General features: G+C 69.5%; 22 protein-coding genes. 8 read left to right on the top strand and 14 right to left on the bottom strand.

All coding sequences use genetic code 11. From position 1 onward, the window contains the following. Positions 1-491 precede the first annotated feature (491 nt). The 6 genes from draG to aroQ form a co-directional block, all read right to left on the bottom strand. The gene (gene draG, locus CK951_RS18525; protein WP_096787691.1) at positions 492-1,391 is read right to left on the bottom strand and encodes an ADP-ribosyl-[dinitrogen reductase] hydrolase; all 900 of its coding nucleotides are present in this window, start codon (positions 1,389-1,391) and stop codon (positions 492-494) included. Beyond that, entirely contained in the window at positions 1,384-2,205 is an 822-nt protein-coding gene (locus CK951_RS18520; protein WP_096787690.1) for an NAD(+)--dinitrogen-reductase ADP-D-ribosyltransferase, read from the bottom strand. The genes draG and CK951_RS18520 overlap by 8 nt, the downstream gene beginning before the upstream one ends. An 80-nt stretch (positions 2,206-2,285) precedes the next feature. Next, on the bottom strand, positions 2,286-3,491 hold the full coding sequence (locus CK951_RS18515; protein WP_096787689.1) for an ABC transporter permease: 1,206 nt from the start codon (positions 3,489-3,491) through the stop codon (positions 2,286-2,288). A gap of 1 nt (position 3,492) precedes the next feature. After that, positions 3,493-4,194: an ABC transporter ATP-binding protein gene (locus CK951_RS18510; protein WP_096787688.1), complete on the bottom strand. Its 702-nt coding sequence runs from the start codon at positions 4,192-4,194 to the stop codon at positions 3,493-3,495. Continuing rightward, the gene (locus CK951_RS18505) at positions 4,194-5,444 is read right to left on the bottom strand and encodes an efflux RND transporter periplasmic adaptor subunit (protein ID WP_096787687.1); all 1,251 of its coding nucleotides are present in this window, start codon (positions 5,442-5,444) and stop codon (positions 4,194-4,196) included. Before CK951_RS18505 ends, CK951_RS18510 begins: the two co-directional genes overlap by 1 nt. A gap of 114 nt (positions 5,445-5,558) precedes the next feature. Next, complete coding sequence (aroQ, locus tag CK951_RS18500; RefSeq protein WP_096787686.1) at positions 5,559-5,996, bottom strand: type II 3-dehydroquinate dehydratase; 438 nt, start codon at positions 5,994-5,996, stop codon at positions 5,559-5,561. 176 nt (positions 5,997-6,172) lie between these two features. Here aroQ and CK951_RS18495 point away from each other — a divergent pair, with 176 nt between their 5' ends. From CK951_RS18495 to CK951_RS18475, 5 genes are all read left to right on the top strand, one after another. Then, on the top strand, positions 6,173-7,048 hold the full coding sequence (locus tag CK951_RS18495; protein ID WP_096787685.1) for a glutathione S-transferase: 876 nt from the start codon (positions 6,173-6,175) through the stop codon (positions 7,046-7,048). 48 nt (positions 7,049-7,096) lie between these two features. After that, positions 7,097-7,708 carry a hypothetical protein gene (locus CK951_RS18490; protein ID WP_096787684.1) on the top strand — a complete coding sequence of 204 codons (612 nt, stop codon included), beginning with the start codon at positions 7,097-7,099 and terminating at the stop codon, positions 7,706-7,708. Continuing rightward, positions 7,708-8,358 (top strand): hypothetical protein, encoded by a 651-nt coding sequence (locus tag CK951_RS18485; protein WP_096787683.1) that lies wholly within the window; start codon positions 7,708-7,710, stop codon positions 8,356-8,358. Before CK951_RS18490 ends, CK951_RS18485 begins: the two co-directional genes overlap by 1 nt. A gap of 179 nt (positions 8,359-8,537) precedes the next feature. Continuing rightward, positions 8,538-8,774, top strand: coding sequence for a hypothetical protein (locus CK951_RS18480; RefSeq protein WP_198402473.1), 237 nt, complete (start codon positions 8,538-8,540; stop codon positions 8,772-8,774). Between the two features lie 122 nt (positions 8,775-8,896). Next, positions 8,897-9,559 (top strand): DUF1236 domain-containing protein, encoded by a 663-nt coding sequence (locus CK951_RS18475; protein WP_096787682.1) that lies wholly within the window; start codon positions 8,897-8,899, stop codon positions 9,557-9,559. A 43-nt stretch (positions 9,560-9,602) separates the two neighbouring features. Here CK951_RS18475 and CK951_RS18470 read toward each other — a convergent pair whose 3' ends face one another. From CK951_RS18470 to CK951_RS18460, 3 genes are read right to left on the bottom strand one after another with little or no spacing between them, the layout of a single operon-like run. Continuing rightward, positions 9,603-10,577: a quinone oxidoreductase gene (locus tag CK951_RS18470; RefSeq protein WP_096787681.1), complete on the bottom strand. Its 975-nt coding sequence runs from the start codon at positions 10,575-10,577 to the stop codon at positions 9,603-9,605. Continuing rightward, the gene (locus CK951_RS18465; RefSeq protein WP_096787680.1) at positions 10,574-10,981 is read right to left on the bottom strand and encodes a carboxymuconolactone decarboxylase family protein; all 408 of its coding nucleotides are present in this window, start codon (positions 10,979-10,981) and stop codon (positions 10,574-10,576) included. Before CK951_RS18465 ends, CK951_RS18470 begins: the two co-directional genes overlap by 4 nt. Positions 10,982-11,026: 45 nt before the next feature. Beyond that, on the bottom strand, positions 11,027-11,842 hold the full coding sequence (locus CK951_RS18460; protein WP_096787679.1) for a cyclase family protein: 816 nt from the start codon (positions 11,840-11,842) through the stop codon (positions 11,027-11,029). Between the two features lie 170 nt (positions 11,843-12,012). Between CK951_RS18460 and CK951_RS18455 the strand changes: the two genes are divergently transcribed. Genes CK951_RS18455 through CK951_RS18445 form a run of 3 tightly spaced genes read left to right on the top strand, consistent with a single transcriptional unit; the run spans position 12,013 to position 14,511 of the window. Next, a complete protein-coding gene (locus CK951_RS18455; RefSeq protein ID WP_096787678.1) occupies positions 12,013-13,410 on the top strand; it encodes a cytochrome ubiquinol oxidase subunit I in 1,398 nt (465 codons plus the stop codon). A 1-nt stretch (position 13,411) separates the two neighbouring features. Beyond that, positions 13,412-14,419, top strand: a complete 1,008-nt coding sequence (gene cydB, locus CK951_RS18450; RefSeq protein ID WP_096787677.1) for a cytochrome d ubiquinol oxidase subunit II — start codon at positions 13,412-13,414, stop codon at positions 14,417-14,419. Continuing rightward, positions 14,419-14,511: a DUF2474 domain-containing protein gene (locus CK951_RS18445; RefSeq protein WP_096787676.1), complete on the top strand. Its 93-nt coding sequence runs from the start codon at positions 14,419-14,421 to the stop codon at positions 14,509-14,511. Before cydB ends, CK951_RS18445 begins: the two co-directional genes overlap by 1 nt. 9 nt (positions 14,512-14,520) lie before the next feature. Here the strand turns inward: CK951_RS18445 and dmeF are convergent, their stop codons facing one another. The 5 genes from dmeF to CK951_RS18420 are packed head-to-tail and all read right to left on the bottom strand — an operon-like array spanning position 14,521 to position 18,500. Next, positions 14,521-15,432, bottom strand: a complete 912-nt coding sequence (gene dmeF / locus CK951_RS18440) for a CDF family Co(II)/Ni(II) efflux transporter DmeF (RefSeq protein ID WP_096787675.1) — start codon at positions 15,430-15,432, stop codon at positions 14,521-14,523. Between the two features lie 8 nt (positions 15,433-15,440). Continuing rightward, positions 15,441-15,713 (bottom strand): metal/formaldehyde-sensitive transcriptional repressor, encoded by a 273-nt coding sequence (locus CK951_RS18435; RefSeq protein WP_096787957.1) that lies wholly within the window; start codon positions 15,711-15,713, stop codon positions 15,441-15,443. 60 nt (positions 15,714-15,773) lie between these two features. Next, on the bottom strand, positions 15,774-16,547 hold the full coding sequence (locus CK951_RS18430) for an SDR family oxidoreductase (protein WP_096787674.1): 774 nt from the start codon (positions 16,545-16,547) through the stop codon (positions 15,774-15,776). Beyond that, on the bottom strand, positions 16,540-17,316 hold the full coding sequence (locus CK951_RS18425) for an SDR family oxidoreductase (RefSeq protein ID WP_096787673.1): 777 nt from the start codon (positions 17,314-17,316) through the stop codon (positions 16,540-16,542). Before CK951_RS18425 ends, CK951_RS18430 begins: the two co-directional genes overlap by 8 nt. After that, positions 17,313-18,500: a zinc-dependent alcohol dehydrogenase gene (locus tag CK951_RS18420; protein WP_096787672.1), complete on the bottom strand. Its 1,188-nt coding sequence runs from the start codon at positions 18,498-18,500 to the stop codon at positions 17,313-17,315. The genes CK951_RS18425 and CK951_RS18420 overlap by 4 nt, the downstream gene beginning before the upstream one ends.

The following is an 18,500-nucleotide window of genomic DNA, read 5'->3' as shown; positions in this document are numbered from 1 at the left end:
TTATGTGCCGACGAGGGCACCGGACGAGGTCGCGACGGTGCTGGTGGACCTTGCACGACGCCATGTGGCGCGGTTCACCGAAGACGAGCGCCGTCAGGCCCAGCGCTGGCTGGCCGTGCATGCCTGGACGGCGAACTGGGATGCCGCGGGCTTCGGCGGCGAGAACCAGGGCCTCGTCCGCGGCATCGTGACGACGCTCGACGTCGGCGGTGCGCTGGAGTTCCGGGCGCAGGGCGACCCGAAGGGGCGCGCGTTCGGCACCTCGGTCGCCGAACTCGACAGGCTGCGCAGCGATCCGGACAACCCGCACGCCATGCGCCTGTTCGGCGACATGAGGCCGGACGCGATCCGCGACTCGGTCGGGCTGGTCACCCGCATTCCCGACGAGGCGATCCGCGCCGTGATCATGGAAAGCGGCGGCCGCCCGGCGCTGGCCGACAAGATGATCGCCCGCAAGGCCGATCTGGCGGCGCGACTGGGCTGACGCGGGATCAGCCCGCCGCACCCGCCGACAGGGCGAGCAGCCGCGGCACCTGCGCGCGGATGGCCTCGGCCACGTCAGGGTCGAGCGCGGCCAGCCAGCGCGCGGGGATCCCCCCGAGGCCGTAGGTGGCGCCCGCCAGCATTCCCGCCAGAGCGCCGGTCGTATCGGCATCGCCGCCCTGGTTCACGGTCCCGACAAGGCAGTCGTCGAACGACTCCGCGCGAAGGTAGTGGTGCAGCACGGTCTGCATCGTATCGACGATATAGGCCGAGCTTTGGCCTGGGCCGGGGCCGAGCCGGAAGACCCTGTGCCTCGCCGCCAGATCCTCGGCCACCCGGCGCACCGCGTCCTTGCCCTGCCCGTGCAGCAGGCCCTGTGTCATGCGCACGAGCGCCAGGCAGGCATCATCGGACAGCGGGTGATGATGCGTGGCCCGGGCCTGCGCCAGCGTCCAGGCTTCCGCCCGGCCCGGATCGCCCAGCGTCGCGAGCGCCACGGGCAGGACGCGCATCGCTGCCCCGTTCCCGGCATCGCCGTCGGAATAGGTCCCCTCGACGGTGCCGTGCACCAGAAAGCGGCGGATCCCCCGCCGGCAGGTGTTGCCGACATCCACCGGGCCGGACTTCAGCCAGCCGGCGAATTCCTCGCACAGGTCCCGTGCATCGAGGCCACCCTTCCGGATCAGCGAGCGGCCCAGCGCCAGCGACATCTCCGTGTCGTCCGTCACCTGCCCGGGGCGAAGCTTCAGCCATCCGCCACCCACGATCTCGCGGTGCACGCCGTGCCGGGCCGCGATCTCGCTCCGGGTCATGAACTCGACGGTCGCGCCCAGCGCATCGCCGACCGCAAGGCCCAGATAGGCCGCAAGCGCGCGGTCCTCGAGACCGGGGGGTCTTTCGTCAGACATAGTCCACGCTGACCCGGAAGTCGCCGCCGATCGCAAGGAACTCGCGCTCACCCCGCAGCAGGTGCGACGGCAGCAGGCCGCTGAAGAACAGCACCTTGCACAGCGGAACCCGCGCGCACAGGATCCTGTCGCCGAAGCAGCCGGCGATGTCGCGGTCGGAGGTGAACGAGACGAGGTTGTTGAGCCGGATCACCGCCTCGCGCCGGGACGTCCGTTCGAGGATCCGGTGTTCGTTCAGCGAGTTGATCCCGCGATAGAGCGTGACATGCGACTGGCCAGGAAAGGCGAAGCGCCGGATGGACCACTGGCAGAATTCGAACAGCAGGTCGAGCTGCATCCAGATCGCATTGTTGTGGAAGAGGCTCGACATCTTTTCCTCGACATAGCCGGCCCAGGCGGCATCCGACACGCTTTCGATGATCCCCTTGTGGAAGCAGGGGCAAAGGCCGAAGCGGCTCTCGACCCACCCCTTCAGGACGGCGCCCTCGGGGCTGTTGCTGTCGAAGTTCCAGCCCTGGATCAGCCGCAGGAAGGACGAGCGGAAGCGCCTGCCGCCGGCGCCGGAGGCGCGCTGTTCGGGATCGAGGCCGAACAGCGCCATCATGTAGCAGTGGAAGGCCTCGGCCGCCTCGGCAAGGTCGCCCGCCTGCTCCAGCATGCCGAACAGGCTGCGGTTCATCTCGACCACGCCCCAGATGTGAAGCGGAACCGGCGCCTCGTTGAAGGCGCAGCTTGCCAGCCACTCCGCGGGGCGCCCCACGAGATTGGTGGAATGGCCGATGCCCTGCGGCGTGGGATGCCCCGTGTCTTCCATCGCGGGCATGATGCGGCGTCGGACGCGGCTGGGGAAGGGCCGCGGCGGCGCACCCCGCCGACCGATCGCCGCACCTCGGCCTACTGGTGCCGCAGCGCCTCGATCGGGTCGAGCCGCGCGGCCCTGCGGGCGGGGAAGAAGCCGAAGACCACGCCCACCAGTGCCGAGAAGCCGAAGGCGAGCAGGACGACCATGGGATCGGGTGTGAAGGGGATGATCATGTAGCGCGAGGCCGCGAAGGCGAGGCCCAGCCCCAGCCCGATGCCGATCACCCCGCCCAGCACCGAAAGCACCATCGCCTCGACGAGGAACTGGGTCAGCACCTGCCCCGCGGTCGCGCCCACTGCAAGGCGGATGCCGATCTCGCGCGTGCGCTCGGTCACCGAGACCAGCATGATGTTCATGATGCCGATCCCGCCCACCAGCAAGCTGACCGCCGCGACAGAGGACAAGAGCCCCGCCAGCACCGTGTTGATGGAGGTCAGCATCGAGGCGATCTCCTTCATGTCGGTGACCGAGAAGTTGTCCTCGTCCCCCGGCCCGATGCGCCGCCTCTCGCGCATCAGGGCGGTGATCTCGCGGATGCCGCGGGCCGAGGAGACGCCTTCGTCAAGCGCGATCGAGATGCCGGCGACGTCCTGGTCCCCCTCCAGCCGCCGTTGCACGGTGCGGATCGGCATCAGCACAAGGTCGTCCTGGTCCTGCCCGAAGGACCCTGCCCCCTTGGCGGCAAGCAGGCCCACCACGTCGCAGGAGATCGCCCTGATCCGGATCGTCCGCCCCAGCGGATCGGCCGAGCCGAACAGCTTCTCGCGCACCGTCTCGCCAAGGATGCAGGCGGCGGCTCCCTGCCGTTCCTCGGCCAGCGTGAAGCCACGGCCGGCGGCCAGCGTCCAGTTCGCCACGCTGATGTAGGCGCTCGACGATCCGGTGATCGAGGTCGTGACGTTCGCGTTTCCGTAAACCACGGTCTGCGTGGTCGAGGTTGTCGGCGCGACCGCCTCGATCACCGCCAGTTCCTCGAGCGCCTCGACGTCGCGCAGGGTGAAGGCCGGGGCCGTGTCCCGCACGCCCGGTCCCATCATCCGCTTGCCCGGCCGCACGATCAGCACGTTGGTCCCGAGGCTTGCGACATTGGCCGAGACCTGCGCCGACGAGCCCTGCCCCACCGTGACCATGGCGATGACGGCAGCCACGCCGATGACGACGCCCAGGACGGTCAGGAAGGACCGCAGCTTGTTGCGGATGATGGCGATGAAGGCGAGGCGGACGGTTTCCCACAGCATCTCAGGCCCTCGCCCTGACCGGCTCGTCCCGCGCGAGCCTGCCGTCGGCGAAGACCACCAGACGGCCGGCATAGGCGGCGATGTCCTCCTCGTGCGTGACCATGACGACGGTGATCCCTTCGCGGTTCAGCGCCTGCAGAAGCTGCATGATCTCGTGCGAGCGCTGGCTGTCGAGGTTGCCGGTCGGCTCGTCGGCCAGGATCACCTCGGGATCTCCGGCCAGCGCCCGGGCGATGGCGACGCGCTGCTGCTGCCCGCCCGAAAGCTGCGAGGGATCGTGATGCTCGCGCCCCGAAAGGCCGACCTTCGCCAGCGCCGCCCGTGCCTTGGCCTCGCGCTCGGCGCGCGGCAGGCCCTTGTAGATCAGCGGAAGCTCGACATTCTCCAGCGCGGTGGTGCGGGAAAGCAGGTTGAAGCCCTGGAACACGAAGCCCAGGAAATGCCGGCGCAGCAGCGCCCGCCCGTCGCGGTCGAGCCCTGAGACATCGGTGCCGTTGAACAGGTAGCTGCCCTTCGTCGGCCGGTCGAGGCAGCCGATGATGTTCATCGCGGTGGATTTCCCCGAGCCCGAAGGCCCCATGATCGCCACGAACTCGCCGCGGCGGATCGACAGGTCCACCCCGTCGAGCGCGCGCACCTCCGCCTCGCCCGCGCCATAGATCCGGCTGATGCCGTGAAGCGCGATGAGCGGGGTCCCGGCCATCAGCCCGCTTCCCGCTGGTCGGTGATGACCGCGTCGCCCGGCGCGATTGCATCCGTTCCGATAGCGGTGCGCCGGCCATCCGTCTCGCCGACCGTCACCGGCACGGCGACCGGCTGGTCGCCGCGCAGCACCCAGACCGCCGGGCCCGCGTCGCGGTCGGGCGCGTCGGCGGGCTGCGGCGGACGCGGCATGATCAGACCCAGAAGACCCCCGCCCCGGTTGCCGCTTCCGCCGCCCCGCACGGCCTGCGGCGGCGCGAAGCGCAGGGCGGCGTTCGGCACCAGCACCTCGTCCTCGACCTCGGCCACGACAATTGTGGCGGTTGCGGTCATCCCCGGGCGCAGCAGGCGCTCGGCATTGTCCACGGTCAGGACGGCCTTGTAGGTCACGACCCCCTCGGTCGTCTCGGGCGCATAGCGCACCTGCACGATCTCGGCCGAGAAGTTCCGGCCCGGATGGGCGTCGACCTTGAAGGTCGCGCGGTTGCCCACCCGGACGCGGCCGATGTCGGCCTCGTCGATGTCCACGCGCAACTCCATCCGGGTCAGGTCCTCGGCCAGCGTGAACAGCACCGGCGTGTTCAGCGACGAGGCCACGATCTGGCCGACCTCGGCCGCGCGGTCGAGCACGATCCCCCGGATCGGCGAGCGGATCACCGCCTTCGCCAGATCCACCCGCTGCACGGCAAGGTTGGCCTCGGCCAGCGTCAGGTCGGCCGCCGCGATCTTGACCTCGGCTTCCGCCCGAAGGTGCAGCGCCTCGCTCGCGATCAGGTCCAGATGCGCCGAGACCCCCCGCCGGTCGAGCGCCGAGCGCGTGGTGTAGTTCTCGGCAGCCTCCCGTGCGGTGGCCCGTGCCTGTTCCAGCCGGCCCCTGGCGGCGGCAAGCGAGGCTTCGGCATTGGCCAGCTGCGCCTTGAGCTTGGTATCGTCGAGACGGGCGAGCACCTGCCCCACCTCGACCTCGTCGTTGTAGTCCACGTCGACCGTGGCGATGGTGCCGGAGAGTTCGGACGAGACCTCGACCTGCGTGGTGGGCTGCACGGTGCCGGTGGCCGTGACCGTCACGGTCAGCCCGCCCCGCGTCGCGGGCTCGGTCACATAGGCCACGACCTCGGCCGAGCCGCGCCGGGCCAACCAGACCCCGCTGCCAAGGGTCAGCACGGCGACGATCACCAGCGGCCAGATCCACCACCGGGCCCGGTGCCTCCGGCTCAGGATGCGGGCCAGTTCGTCGCTCTTGTCGGTCATTCTTCGTCCTTCTCCGGCCGTCCCGGCCGCGGTCGGCGAAAGATTAGGCGCCTGCACGGTGGAACGGTTTGCGCCAGATCATCCGTCGCAGCGAAACGAGGACCGGACCCTGCGTCACGCGCAGAGCGAACAGACCCGCCGGACCGCAAGCTCGTAGCCCTCCGTGCCGAAGCCCGCCAACACCCCGTCCGCCCGAAGGCTGACATAGGAATGGTGGCGGAAGCCCTCGCGCTTGTGGACGTTCGAGATGTGGCATTCGATCACCGGGCCGTCGAAGGCGTTCAGCGCATCGAGGATGGCCACCGAGGTATGCGTGTAGGCGCCGGGGTTGATGACGATGCCGCAGGCGGCCTCGCGCGCCTCGTGGATGCGGTCGATGATCTCGCCCTCGTGGTTCGACTGGAACAGCCGGACGGCAAAGCCCTTCTCGGCGGCAAGCGCGCTGCAGCGCCGCTCGACATCGGCCAGCGTGTCGCGGCCGTAGATCTCGGGCTGGCGCTGGCCGAGCAGGTTCAGGTTCGGCCCGTTCAGGATGTAGATCGTCTTGCTCATGGTTCCCTCCGCCGGGCCGGATCGCGTCCCGCACGAGATATGCCCTGCCGGCCGCGACACTTCCAGTGGCCTCGGCGGCAGCGCCATGCATCGACCATGGTGATGCGGCGCTTCAGAAAAGGCCATTTGGCGCGCTGCGGCGACCGGCCTAGGCTCGGCAGGACAGGAGGTGACCCATGACCTACGAGCTTGCCATCGGCGACCGCGCCTATTCCAGCTGGAGCCTGCGCGGCTGGCTTCCGTTCGACGCCTTCGGGCTGCCGGTCCGGGTGCGGACCGCCCGGCTCTACAGCGACGCGCTGCCGGCGCTGCTGGCCGAGTTTCCGCCGGCCCGCACCGTTCCGGTGATGCGGACGCCCGAGGGGACCGTTGTCGCGGACAGTCTGGCGATTGCCGAGGAACTCGCCTCGCGCCACCCGGAGGCCGGGATCTGGCCCGCCGATCCCGCGCATCGTGCCGTGGCCCGCGCGCTGGCGGCCGAGATGCACGCAGGCTTCGCGCCGCTGCGCCAGCATTGCCCGATGAACCTGCGCGTCAGCTACGCGGATTGCGACCCGCCGGCGGCGGTGCGGGCGGATCTCGACCGGATCGAGGCGATCTGGGCCGATGCCCGCCGCCGCTGCGGGTCCACCGGCGACTGGCTCTGCGGCGCCTACAGCGCGGCCGACGCCGTCTTCTCCCCGGTCGCTGCGCGCATCGCCGGCTATGGGCTGCCGGTGGGGCCGGAGGCCGCCGCCTATGTGGCGGCCCATCTGCGGCATCCCTCGTTCCGCCGCTGGCGGGCGATGGCGCTGGTGGACGGGCCCGATCAGGAGACCTACCGCCGCGATCATCCGCAGCGGCCCTGGCCCGGGCCCGCACCGCTTCCGGCCCGCGCAGTGGCCGAGGGAACACCCGAGAACGCGCTGTGCCCGTATTCCGGCAAGCCTGTGTCCGACCTGATGGAGATCGGCGGCCGGACCTTCGGCTTCTGCAATCCGTTCTGCCGCGACAAGACCGTCGCCGATCTCGAGGCCTGGCCGGCGTTCATGGCGCTCCTGCGCGGAGATTGACTCACGAACCCTCACGCACTACATTTGCGTGAGGAAACGGAGGCAGCCATGCCCGGAGAGATCGACCGCCGGATCGAGGATTTCGACGCGCTTCGCGCGACGCTGGCCAAGTTCCACCTGACCGGGCTGGAGGGCCGGATCGCGCGGGCCGCCGGGGATTATCTCGAGGCCCACGGCCACGAGATCCTGCCGCCCGACCGGGCCGAGCCGCTGTCGGTGGCCGAGCGCGCGGCGCTGGCCTCGGTCGGCGTCGCGGCGGGCGGCGAGGCCGATCCCCAGCCCGCGCTGGCCCTTGCCGCGCGCCATGCGGTTCTGGCCGAGACCGCCCTGCCGCTGGCGCAGGCGGCGGACCGGCTGGGCGTCGATCCAAGCCGCCTGCGCCAGCGGCTGCGCGAGCGCACGATCCTCGGCATCCGGCGGGGCGACGAGCGGGGCTGGCGCATCCCCGGCTTCCAGTTCACGCCCGAGGGTGAGCTGCCCGGCCTGCGCGGCGTGCTGCGGGCGATCCGGCCCGACGCAGCGCCCGTCATCGTGGCGGCCTTCTTCACCACGCCGCAGGCGGATCTCGAGGATGCCGAGGGGCAGAGCCTGACCCCCGCCGCCTGGCTGGCCGCAGGGCATGATCCGGGGCCGGTGCGCGATCTCGCCGCCGCGATCTGATGCCGAAGTTCCCCGAGCCGCCACCCGCGGCGGTGCTGACGGCCGTCGGGCCGGAGATCCGGGTGCTCGCGACCGCAACCCCGCTCGCGCGGATCTTCTTGCGCGGCGGCGACCATCCGGTCGACTGGAACAGCTTCCGCCACTGGGGGCCCGGCAGCGGCCGGTTCGATCACCACCTGCCGGACGGAACCGGCGCCGCCCATGTGCAGGACCGCGGGATCCTCTATGCGGCGGGCGCGGCCGCGCCGGGGGCGCTTGCGGTCTGCGCGGCCGAAGTGTTCCAGGAAACCCGGATCATCGACACGGGCGGTCGCCTTCCATGGTTTGCCGTGTTCCGCACGCGGCGCCCTCTGCACCTGCTGGACCTGACCGGCCTCTGGCCGACCCGCGCCGGCGCCTCGGCCGCCATCGCCTCGGGGCCGAAGGCCCGCGCGCGCCGCTGGAGCCGGGCGTTCCATGCGGCCTTCCCCGGCATCGACGGGCTGCTTTATGCGTCTTCGATGGGAGGCAACGCGCCAGCCGTGGCGCTTTACGAGCGGGCGGCCGACTCGCTGCCGGACGCGCCGGATTTCCACCGCGCCCTTGCCGATCCGGCGCTCCGCGTTCCGCTGCTGCATGCGGCGGCGGCAATCGGCTATCTCCTCGCCTGACTTGCGGGCAGCGGGGCCTCGGCATCGCGCGGGCTGCGGGCTCACCGGTCGCATGGCGATACCTTTCGGAAAGGAGCATCAGCGCATCATGGCGATCCGCATCTCACAAGGATGCGAGCAGGTCGGCACGAGGCGCGAAGCTTGCAGGGCGTCTCGGACGATCCGAGGAGCGAACGAAGGTGAAGACGCTGATTTTTCCCGGCAGCCCCGTGCCCGTGCCCGACGGCCGGAGGGAGTTCGTGCGCAGGATCCGCCAGGCGCTGAGCCTGCGCGACTGCCTCGTCGCACCCGAGGACGCCCATGCCGCATGGAGCGCCTATTCCGCCTCCGTCGGCTGGCCCTGGGTCCGCGTCCCCGAGGATACCTACGAGGTGCTGTCGCGTATCCGCCCGCACCTGCGGCCCGTGACGGGCTGAGCGCCTCTCCACCTGCCCGAAAGACCAACTTCGTTGCGACATCAGGAACTTCCCCGCCGGAAGACCGTTGGAGGCCGCTTGCCGAAAGGCTGTTGACTTCAACCCATCCGAAAGGACAGGACATGATTCGCAACTCGACCCTCTGGCTTTCCGCGGCTGCTGCGCTGATCGCCGGGGCTGCCTCCGCCCAGGTGCAGGAGGCCCGTCCGGTGACCGACCTCAACCTCCGCTCGGGTCCCGGCTCGAACTACGCGATCGTCGGCGTCGTGCCGGCCGACACGATGGTGATGGTCGAAGGCTGCGTCGAGGGCGCCAAGTGGTGCCGCGTGAACCACGCCGGCGCCTCGGGCTGGGCCGCCGGCGACTATCTGGCGATGTCGGTCGAGAACACGGCCGTGCCGTTGGCCTCGGGCGATCCCCGCATCACCTACGAGACGATGACCTATGAAGAGGACAACGACAGCGGCAGCGTGATCGCCGGCGGCGCCGCCGGTGCGGCCTCGGGTGCCGCAATCGGCGGCCCGGTGGGCGCGCTGATCGGCGGGGTGATCGGCATGGCAGGCGGCGATGCGCTGGATCCGCCGGACACCACCACCGTCACCTTCGTCCGGCAGAACCCGGTGGAGCCGGTCTGGCTGGAGGGCGAGGTGGTGACCGGCGCGGGCATCCCCGACACGGTGACGCTGACGCCGATCCCCGACAGCGCCTATGCCTACAGCTACGTGAACGGCGTGCCGGTGATCGTCGAGCCGAGCAACCGGCAGATCATCCACATCGTCCGCTGACGGCGGACCGTCCGGGCGGCCGCGCGCTGCCCGGACCCTGCTGCTAGGGCAGCAGGACGGTGGCGCCGGTCGTGCGCCGGCCCTCCAGCGCGCGATGCGCCTCGGCCGCGTCCTTCAGTGCAAAGCGCTGGCCGATCTGCGGCACGAGCTTTCCCGAGCCGATCATGGCGAAGAGATCGGCTGCCCGCGCCTCGAGTTCCTCGCGCGCGGCGATGTAGTGGAAGAGCGACGGTCGGTTCGCCGTGAAGCTTCCCGCCGCGAGATCCGAGAAGCGGAAGTCGTCGAGCGGCCCCGCGGACTGGCCGAAGCAGATGAAACTGCCGCGCTGGCGCAGGCTTTTCAGCGAACCGCGCCACGTGGTCCTGCCCACCGAGTCATAGACCACGTCGCAGCCGCGTCCGTCGGTGAGGACGCGGACCGCCTCGGCAAAATCCTCCGCCTCGTAGTCGATCACGTGGTCGTAGCCGTTGCCGCGTGCGAGCGCGACCTTTTCGGGGCCGCCGGCGGTGCCGATGGTCGTGGCGCCCTTCGCCTTCAGCCACTGACCGAGAAGCTGGCCGACCCCGCCCGCCGCGGCATGGACAAGGACCGTGTGCCCCGCCTCGACCCGGAAGCTGGAGTGGATCAGGTATTGCGCGGTCAGCCCCTTCAGCATCACCGAGGCCGCAACCTCGTCGGACACCTCATCGGGCAGCTTCACCAGCCGGTCCGCGGGCACGACGCGCCGCGTGCGGCAGGCGCCGTTCGGCATCGTATAGGCCACGCGATCGCCGACCGAGAGGGCTGCAACCCCCTCGCCCAGCTCCTCGACCACGCCCGCGGCCTCGCCGCCCGGCACCAGCTCCGCCCCGGGCCACGGATAGAGGCCCGAGCGGAAATAGGCGTCGATGAAGTTGAGGCCCACCGCGGTCTGGCGCAGCAGCACCTCGCCGGGGCGGGGCCGGCCGGCCGGTCGCTCGGCCCATTCCAGGACCTCGGGGCCACCGAGGCGGGAAGCGATGATGGCGAAATCGGTCATGTCTGCACCTGGAATTCCGGGTCGACCGGCACCTGAAGCGCGGTGACCAGCTGGTTGGTCTGGGCGGCCATCCCGAGGACGGCAAGGAACTCGGCCTGCTGCGCGTCGGTCAGACCCTTGGCACGCGCCGCGGCGGTATGGGAATGGACGCAATACGAGCAGCCATTCGTCGCCGAAACGGCGATGTAGAGCAACTCCTTGGTCAGCGGATCGAGGGCGCCGGGCGCCATCACCACCTTCAGCCGCTGCCATGTGCTTTCGAGCTGCTCGGGCTGGTTCGCCAGCGCGCGCCAGAAGTTGTTGATGAAGTCGGTCTTCCGCGTCTCGCGGATGTCGGCAAAGACCGCCGCCACACGGGGATCGGCGGCGGCTTCCTCGTCTGTCAGGAGCCGGACTGTGGCCATGGACACCTCTGGATGGGTCCGGCCCCCGGCGGGGCCGGCACGGGATCAGATCAGCGCGATGATGCGGGCGGGACCGCCGGTGCCGCCCCGGTGCTTCGGCGCGCCGATGACCAGAGTTGCGCCGACCGGCGGCATGCGGTCAAGGTTGGCGAGGCACTCGATCCCGAACCTGCCCTCGGGAAGCCACGCATAATGCGCCGCGAAATCCGTTGCGATGCCGCGATCCAGCGACAGCGTGTCCACGCCGATCGAACCTGCCCCCGTCTCCAGCAGCATCTGTGCCGCCTCGACGTGGAAGCCGGGAAAGTGCTGCGTGCCCTCGGCGTCGGCGTTGCGGAAGCGCTCGGTCGTGACGTGCCGCGCCCATCCCGAATGCATGGCGACGCAGGCGTTCGGAGGGATCTCGCCATGCCGGGCGATCCAGGCCTTCAGGTCGTCGGGCGTCACCTGCGCGTCGGCATCGTCCTCTGCCCTTGCGGCGATGTCCACGACGCAGAGCGGCACCACGAGATTGCCGACCGGGATCTCGGCGACGCTGAGGCCATCGGCCGAGAAATGCAGCGGTGCGTCGACATGGGTGCCGGTGTGCTCGTTGACGCGAAGCTCGGCCAGGTTGAACCTGTGTTCCGCAAAGGTGAACTTCTGGTCGAAGAAGAACTGCTGATCGCCAAAGAAGGTCGGAAAGCCCTCGTGCAGCTCGTGGGTCAGGTCCTCGACGGTGCCGTGTCCCTGAGCCAGCGCCGCCGGCGCATGGCTCGCCACGCCTGCCGCGGCCACTCCGGCGGCGGCAGCCCCCGTGAAGAACCCGCGGCGCGACAGCATCCGCTCCTTCACCGCCTCGGTCACGCAGATGTCACACATCGCCCGGATTTCCTTATCTTGGATTAGCCATTAACCCAGCCTGACGGGCGCGGGGCGGAAGTCAAGCGCCGGCCGCAGTCTCGCTGCATGTGCAAAGTCTCGTGATCGGCTTTGTCGGCGCCGCGCGCGCACTAGAGTCCCCTCGACCATCCAGGCAACCCGAGGGCAGCATGCTGACCGCCGAACTCCTGGCACGGATCCAGTTCGCCTTCACCGTGTCGTTCCACATCATCTTTCCCGCCTTTTCCATCGGGTTGGCGAGTTATCTTGCCATGCTGAACGCCCTGTGGCTGCGGACGCGGGACGAAACCTACCTGACCCTCTTCAACCACTGGAAGAAGATCTTTGCCGTGGCCTTCGGCATGGGCGTCGTGTCGGGGATCGTGATGTCCTATCAGTTCGGCACCAACTGGGCGGTCTTTTCCGACCGGGCGGGGCCGGTGGTGGGGCCCTTGATGGCCTATGAGGTCCTGACGGCCTTCTTCCTGGAGGCGGGGTTTCTCGGGATCATGCTCTTCGGCCGCCGCCGGGTCGGCGACGGGCTCCACATGTTCGCGACCGCGATGGTGGCGCTGGGGACGCTGATCTCGGCCACCTGGATCCTGTCGGTGAACAGCTGGATGCACACGCCCGCGGGCTTCTCGATCGGCGAGAACGGCCAGTTCCTGCCCGAGGACTGGTGGGCCATCATCTTCAACCCCTCCTTCCCCTACCGGCTCGTCCACATGGTTCTGGCGGCCTATCTGACGACAGCGCTGGTGGTGGCGGGGGTGGCAGGCTGGCACCTGCTGCGCGACCGCACGAACCCGGCCACGCGGCGGATGTTCTCCATGGCCACGGGGATGATCCTTGTCGTGGCGCCGATCCAGATCCTGGCAGGCGACATGCACGGCCTGAACACGCTGGAGCATCAGCCGGCCAAGGTCATGGCGATGGAGGGCCATTTCGAAAGCCACCCCGACGGCGCCCCGCTGATCCTGTTCGGCCTGCCCGACCAGGAGGCGCAGACCGTTCGCTGGGCGGTCGAGATCCCCTATCTCTCCAGCCTGATCCTGAAGCATTCCTTCACCGCGCCGCTCGACGGGCTGGATACCATCCCGCGCGAGGACCAGCCGCCGGTCGCCATCGTGTTCTGGTCGTTCCGGGTGATGGTGACGCTGGGGATGCTGATGGCGGGCCTCGGCCTCTGGTCGCTCTGGGCGCGCTACAAGGGGCGGCTTTACGACTGGCCGGCGCTGCACCGCGCGGCCGTGGCGATGGGGCCGGCCGGCTTCGTCGCCGTGCTGGCGGGCTGGATCACCACCGAGGTCGGCCGCCAGCCCTTCACCGTCTACGGCCACCTGCGCACCTCCGAGAGCCTCTCGCCGCTCGAGGCCCCGGCGGTCGCCACCTCGCTCGTGGCGTTCATCGTGGTCTATTTCTTCGTCTTCGGCGCCGGCACCTTCTACCTCTTGCGCATGATGTCCCTGCCTCCGGGAACCGAGCGGATGGGCCTGCGGGACGGCCCGATCCGCACTGCGGGCATCACGCCCGGCCTTGCCGAGGACCCGAGGGAAAGGAGCGACTGACATGGCGGGACTGGAGCTTTCCTTCATCTGGGCCGGCATCATCGCCTTCTCGGTGCTGGTCTACGTGATCCTCGACGGCTTCGACCTGGGCGTGGGGATCCTGTTTCCCTTCGCCAAGGACGAGCGCGAGCGCGACGTGATGATGAACTCGGTCGCGCCGATCTGGGACGGCAACGAGACATGGCTGGTGCTGGGCGGAGGCGGGCTATTCGCCGTCTTCCCGCTCGCCTACGCGGTGGTGATGCCCGCGCTCTATCCGCCGATCATCGCCATGCTGCTCGCGCTGATCTTCCGCGGGGTGGCCTTCGAGTATCGCTGGCGCACGGTGCGCTGGAAGCGGCTGTGGGACTGGGCGTTCTTCGGCGGCTCGCTGGTGGCGGCGCTGATGCAGGGCGTGGCGCTCGGCGCGCTGGTTCAGGGCATCGAGGTCGAGAACCGCGCCTATGCCGGCGGCCGCTGGGACTGGCTGACGCCCTTTTCGGCGCTGACCGGCATGGCGGTGGTCGTGGGCTTTGCCCTGCTTGGCGCGACATGGTGCAACATGAAGCTCGAGGGACGGGTGCAGGAGCACATGCGCCGCCTTGCCCTGCCGCTTGCGGTCGCGACGCTGGGGTTCCTTGTCCTCGTCAGCATCTTCACCCCGCTGCACGACGCGGTCTATGCCGAGCGGTGGTTCCGCTGGCCGACGGCCGTCTGGTCCTTCGCGGTCCCCGTGCTGGTCGGCCTGACCGCCTTCCGGCTGTGGCGCGGCCTCGTGCGGGCCGAGGATCGCGCGCCGTTCCTGTGTGCGCTGGGGCTGTTCCTGCTCGCCTTCATCGGCATCGGGATCAGCTTCTATCCGATGATCGTGCCCCCGGCGCTGACCATCCGCGAGGCGGCGGCCCCGGACGAGAGCCTGCTCTTCACGCTGGTCGGCACCCTCGTGCTGATCCCGATCATCCTGATCTACACCGGCTATACCTACTGGGTTTTCCGCGGGAAGATCGATGCCGACGAGGGCTATCACTGATGCGACGGCTGGGGTGGTTCGTGCTGCTCTGGCTGGCCGGCGTGGCGGCGGTCTCTGCGCTTGCGCTGGTGATCCGGTCGATCCTGGCCTGAGCGCGCGGCTCAGGGCCGGACCGGCTCCACCTCCAGCGTCAGGTGCGAGATCTCGTGCAGGTGGCGCAGCCGGTCGCGATAGTGGCCCAGCGGCTTCGGATCGGTGGTGCGGATCGAGACGATGGCGCCGTGATGGCCGGGGCCGAGTTGCCAGACATGCAGGTCGGCGATCCGGTCGCCCTCGATTTCCAGCGCCTCGCGGATCTCACCGGGCAGCTCCTCCTGCTCGGGAACGAAATCGACCAGCACGGCCCCGGCATCCCGCATCAGCCCGACCGACCAGCGTGCGATCACCAGCGCGCCGACGATCCCGATCAGCGGGTCGAGCCAGACGAGGCCCCAGGCCCGCCCGCCGATCAGCGCGCCGATGGCAAGGACCGAGGTCAGCGCATCGGCCAGCACATGCAGGTAAGCGGCGCGGAGGTTGTTGTCATGGGCGTGGGCGTGCCCGTGGTGGTGGTTCTCGTGCCCCTCGTGCAGCAGCAGCGCGCAGCCGAGGTTCACCACCAGTCCCAGCACGGCCACCGCGATGGCCTGGCCGAAGTCGATCGGTACCGGATCGGCCAGCCGCATCAGGCTTTCCCAGCCGATCAGCAGGGCGACGACCAGCAGCACCATCGCGCTGGCAAACCCCGCAAGGTCGCCGAACTTGCCGGTCCCGAAGGTGAAGCGGCGATCCTGCGCGTGGCGCCGCGCAAGGTGATAGGCAAGTGCGGTGATCAGCAGCGCCGCGGCATGCGTGGACATGTGCCAGCCATCCGCCACCAGCGCCATCGAGCCGAACAGCGTGCCGGCGACGATCTCGATCCCCATCATGGCGAGGGTGATGGCGATCACGGCCCATGTCCGGCGCGCGTTCCGGTCGTGCCGCGCTCCAAGGAATACGTGGTCGTGATCCGCAGGCAGGGGGTGATCGTGCATCGCCAGCCTCACTTCATGTAGGTCCGGAACGCCGCGACGAGCTCCTCGGCGCCGCGGATGCGCGCCGCCGGGTCCTCGACCGTCGAGACATGGTGATGGAGGTGGTCCTCGATCAGCTCCGCCGTCAGCCCTCCGGCCGCGCCACGCACGGCCGCGACCAGCTGCAGGATCGCGCCGCAGTCGGCATCGGCCTCGATGGCGCGCTCGACCGCCTCGATCTGGCCCTTCAGACGCCGCACCCGCGCAAGGATCTTGCCCTTGTCCTTCGACAGATGAGCCAAGCCCGCCTCCATACCCATAGGGGGTATGGGTATCTCCGGGGCGGATGCGACGTCAAGCGTCTATTTCGGCTCGGCGTAACTGCGGTGGATGCGGGCCAGCAGACTCTGCGGCACGAGACCGGACAGCATGACGGCCAGCTTGTTGGTGAAGCCGGGCACCACGCCGCGCTCGCCCGCCATCATGGCGTCATAGCCGGCCCGCGCCACCTTGGTGACGTCGTCCAGACTGTCGCTCTGCGCGATCGGAGCCTCGGACAGCTGGTTCTCGGGCCGGTGGAAGATCGGCGTGTCGGTGGGGCCGGGCATCAGGCAGGTGAGCGTGACGGGGCTGTCACGCCATTCGTCCTGCACGGCATAGCAGAGGCTGTCGAGATAGGCCTTCGTGCCGTTATAGACCGCGTCGTAGGGGCCGGGGACGAAGCCGCCGATGGAGCCGGTGACGAGGATGCGGCCGCTGCCGCGCGCCTGCATCTTGGCGCCGACCCGGTGCAGCATCAGCGTGGTCTGCCGGATGTTGAGGTCGATCAGCCGGCGGATCGCCGTCCAGTCCTGCTCGTGGAAGGCATGGCCCAGTGCGCGGCCGGCATTGGCGAAGAAGAGGTCGATGTCGCGCCCCTCGATGGCCGCCCAGAGCGTCTCGACACCCTCGCGCGTTGAGAGGTCGGCGCGCACGACCTCGACAGTGCCGCCCAGCCGGCGGAGCTTTTCGGCGGCGGTCTCGATCGCCTCCTCGTCGGCGCAGATCACAAGGGCATGGCCGTCCTCGACGGCGAAGCGGGCCAGTTCGTAGCCGATCCCGGTCGAGGCGCCGGTCACCACGGCGAGCTTAGTCATGGCGCTTCTCCTGCGGTTCCGCCATCCGGCGATGCATCGCTGCCAGCACGCTGTCGGGCACCAGCCCCGACAGCGTGGCCTGCACCTTGTTCATGAAGCCGGTCGTCACGCCCGAGGCGCCGCGCTTCATCGCCCGGTAGCCTTCGCGCGCGACCATTCCCGCGTCGTCCTTCTTCCCTTGCCCTACCGGCGTGTCGAGCATGTCGGCGCGGCGGAAGAAGTCGGTGTCGGTCGGACCGGGCATCAGGCAGGTGACGGTGACGCCGCTGTCGGACAGTTCCTCGCGGATGCCCCAGCTCAGCGTGTCGAGATAGGCCTTCGTCGCGTTATAGACCGCGTGATGGCTGCCCGGCATAAGCCCGGCGATCGAGCCTGTGATGAGGATGCGCCCCTGGCCCCGTGCCTGCATCGCCTTCGCAGCGCGATGAAGCAGCAGCGTGGTCCCGGTGACGTTGAGACCGATCACGGCTTCGATGTCCGTCTCCTGCTGGTCGAGGAAGGCGTGGCCGAGGCCGCGGCCGGCATTGGCCATCAGGTAATCCACCTCGCGGTCCCCGATCAGGCGCCAGAGCGTCTCGACCCCCTCCTCGGTCGAAAGGTCGGCCTTGCAGGCGGTGGCCGGCACGCCCAGCCGGCCCATCTCTTCGGCGACGGTCTCGATGGCCGGCTCGTCGGCGCAGAGGATAAGTTCGCAGCCATCCTCGGCCGCGCAGCGTGCCAGTTCGTGACCGATCCCCGTCGAGGCGCCGGTGATGACGGCCAGCGTCATTGCGCCACCTCGGTTCCGGGCTTCAGCACCACCTTCGTCCATTCGTTCTGGTTGAAGCGGAAGTTCTCGTAGCCGCGCGCCGCATCCTCGAGCGGCAGGCGGTGCGAGATCAGGAAGGTCGTGTCGATCTCGCCCTCGCCGATCCGTCGCAGCAGATCCTCGGTGTAGCGCTGGACATGGGTCTGGCCGGTCCTGACCGTCAGCCCCTTCTCCATCAGCGCCCCGAGCGGGAACTTGTCGAGGAAGCCGCCATAGACGCCGGGGATCGAGACGCGACCGCCCTTGCGCACCGCCATGATGGCCTCTCGCAGGGCGTGCGCGCTGTCGGCGCCGATCCCCACGCGCTGCTTCATGTTGTCCATGATCGTGTCCGGCATCATGCCATGCGCCTCCATGCCCACCGCGTCGATCACCGCGTCGGGACCAAGGCCGCCCGACATCTCCATCAGCGCCTCGAGCACGCGGGTGCGCTTGAAGTCGATGACCTCGGCGCCCAGCTTGCGCGCCAGCGCGAGGCGGGTGGGGTATTCGTCGATGGCGATCACCTTGCCCGCGCCCATCAGCAGGGCCGACTGGATCGCGAACAGCCCGACCGGTCCGCAGCCCCAGACGGCCACGGTGTCGCCCTCCTCGATCCCGGCGTTCTCGGCGGCCATCCAGCCGGTCGGCAGGATGTCGGACAGGAACAGCACCTGGTCGTCGTCAAGCCCGTCCGGGATCACGATCGGCCCGATGTCCGAGAACGGCACCCGGACATATTCCGCCTGCCCGCCCGGATAGCCGCCGGTCAGGTGGGAATAGCCGAAGAGGCCCGACATGGCGTGACCATAGAGCGGCTCGGACAGGTCCTGCTTCTCGGCGGGGTTGGAGTTGTCGCAGGCCGAATACTGCTGGCGCTCGCAGAAGAAGCAGTGGCCGCAGGAGATGGTGAAGGGCACCACGACGCGCTGGCCCTTCTTCAGCGTGCTCTTGGGGCCGGTCTCGACAACGCGGCCCATGAACTCGTGGCCGAGGATGTCACCGGCCAGCAGGCCCGGGATCACACCGTCGTAGAGATGCAGGTCCGAGCCGCAGATCGCGGTCGAGGTCACCTCGATGATCGCGTCGCGGGGGTTCACGATCTCGGGGTCGGGGTGGGTCTCGACGCGGACGTCGTGCTTGCCGTGCCAGGTGAGTGCGCGCAT

The sequence above is a fragment of the Rhodobacter sp. CZR27 genome (assembly GCF_002407205.1).
In the GTDB taxonomy this organism is placed as follows: Bacteria; Pseudomonadota; Alphaproteobacteria; order Rhodobacterales; family Rhodobacteraceae; genus Cereibacter_A.
The sequence above is the reverse complement of the archived record's forward strand: the minus strand, read 5'-3'. Positions and strand labels throughout refer to the sequence as shown.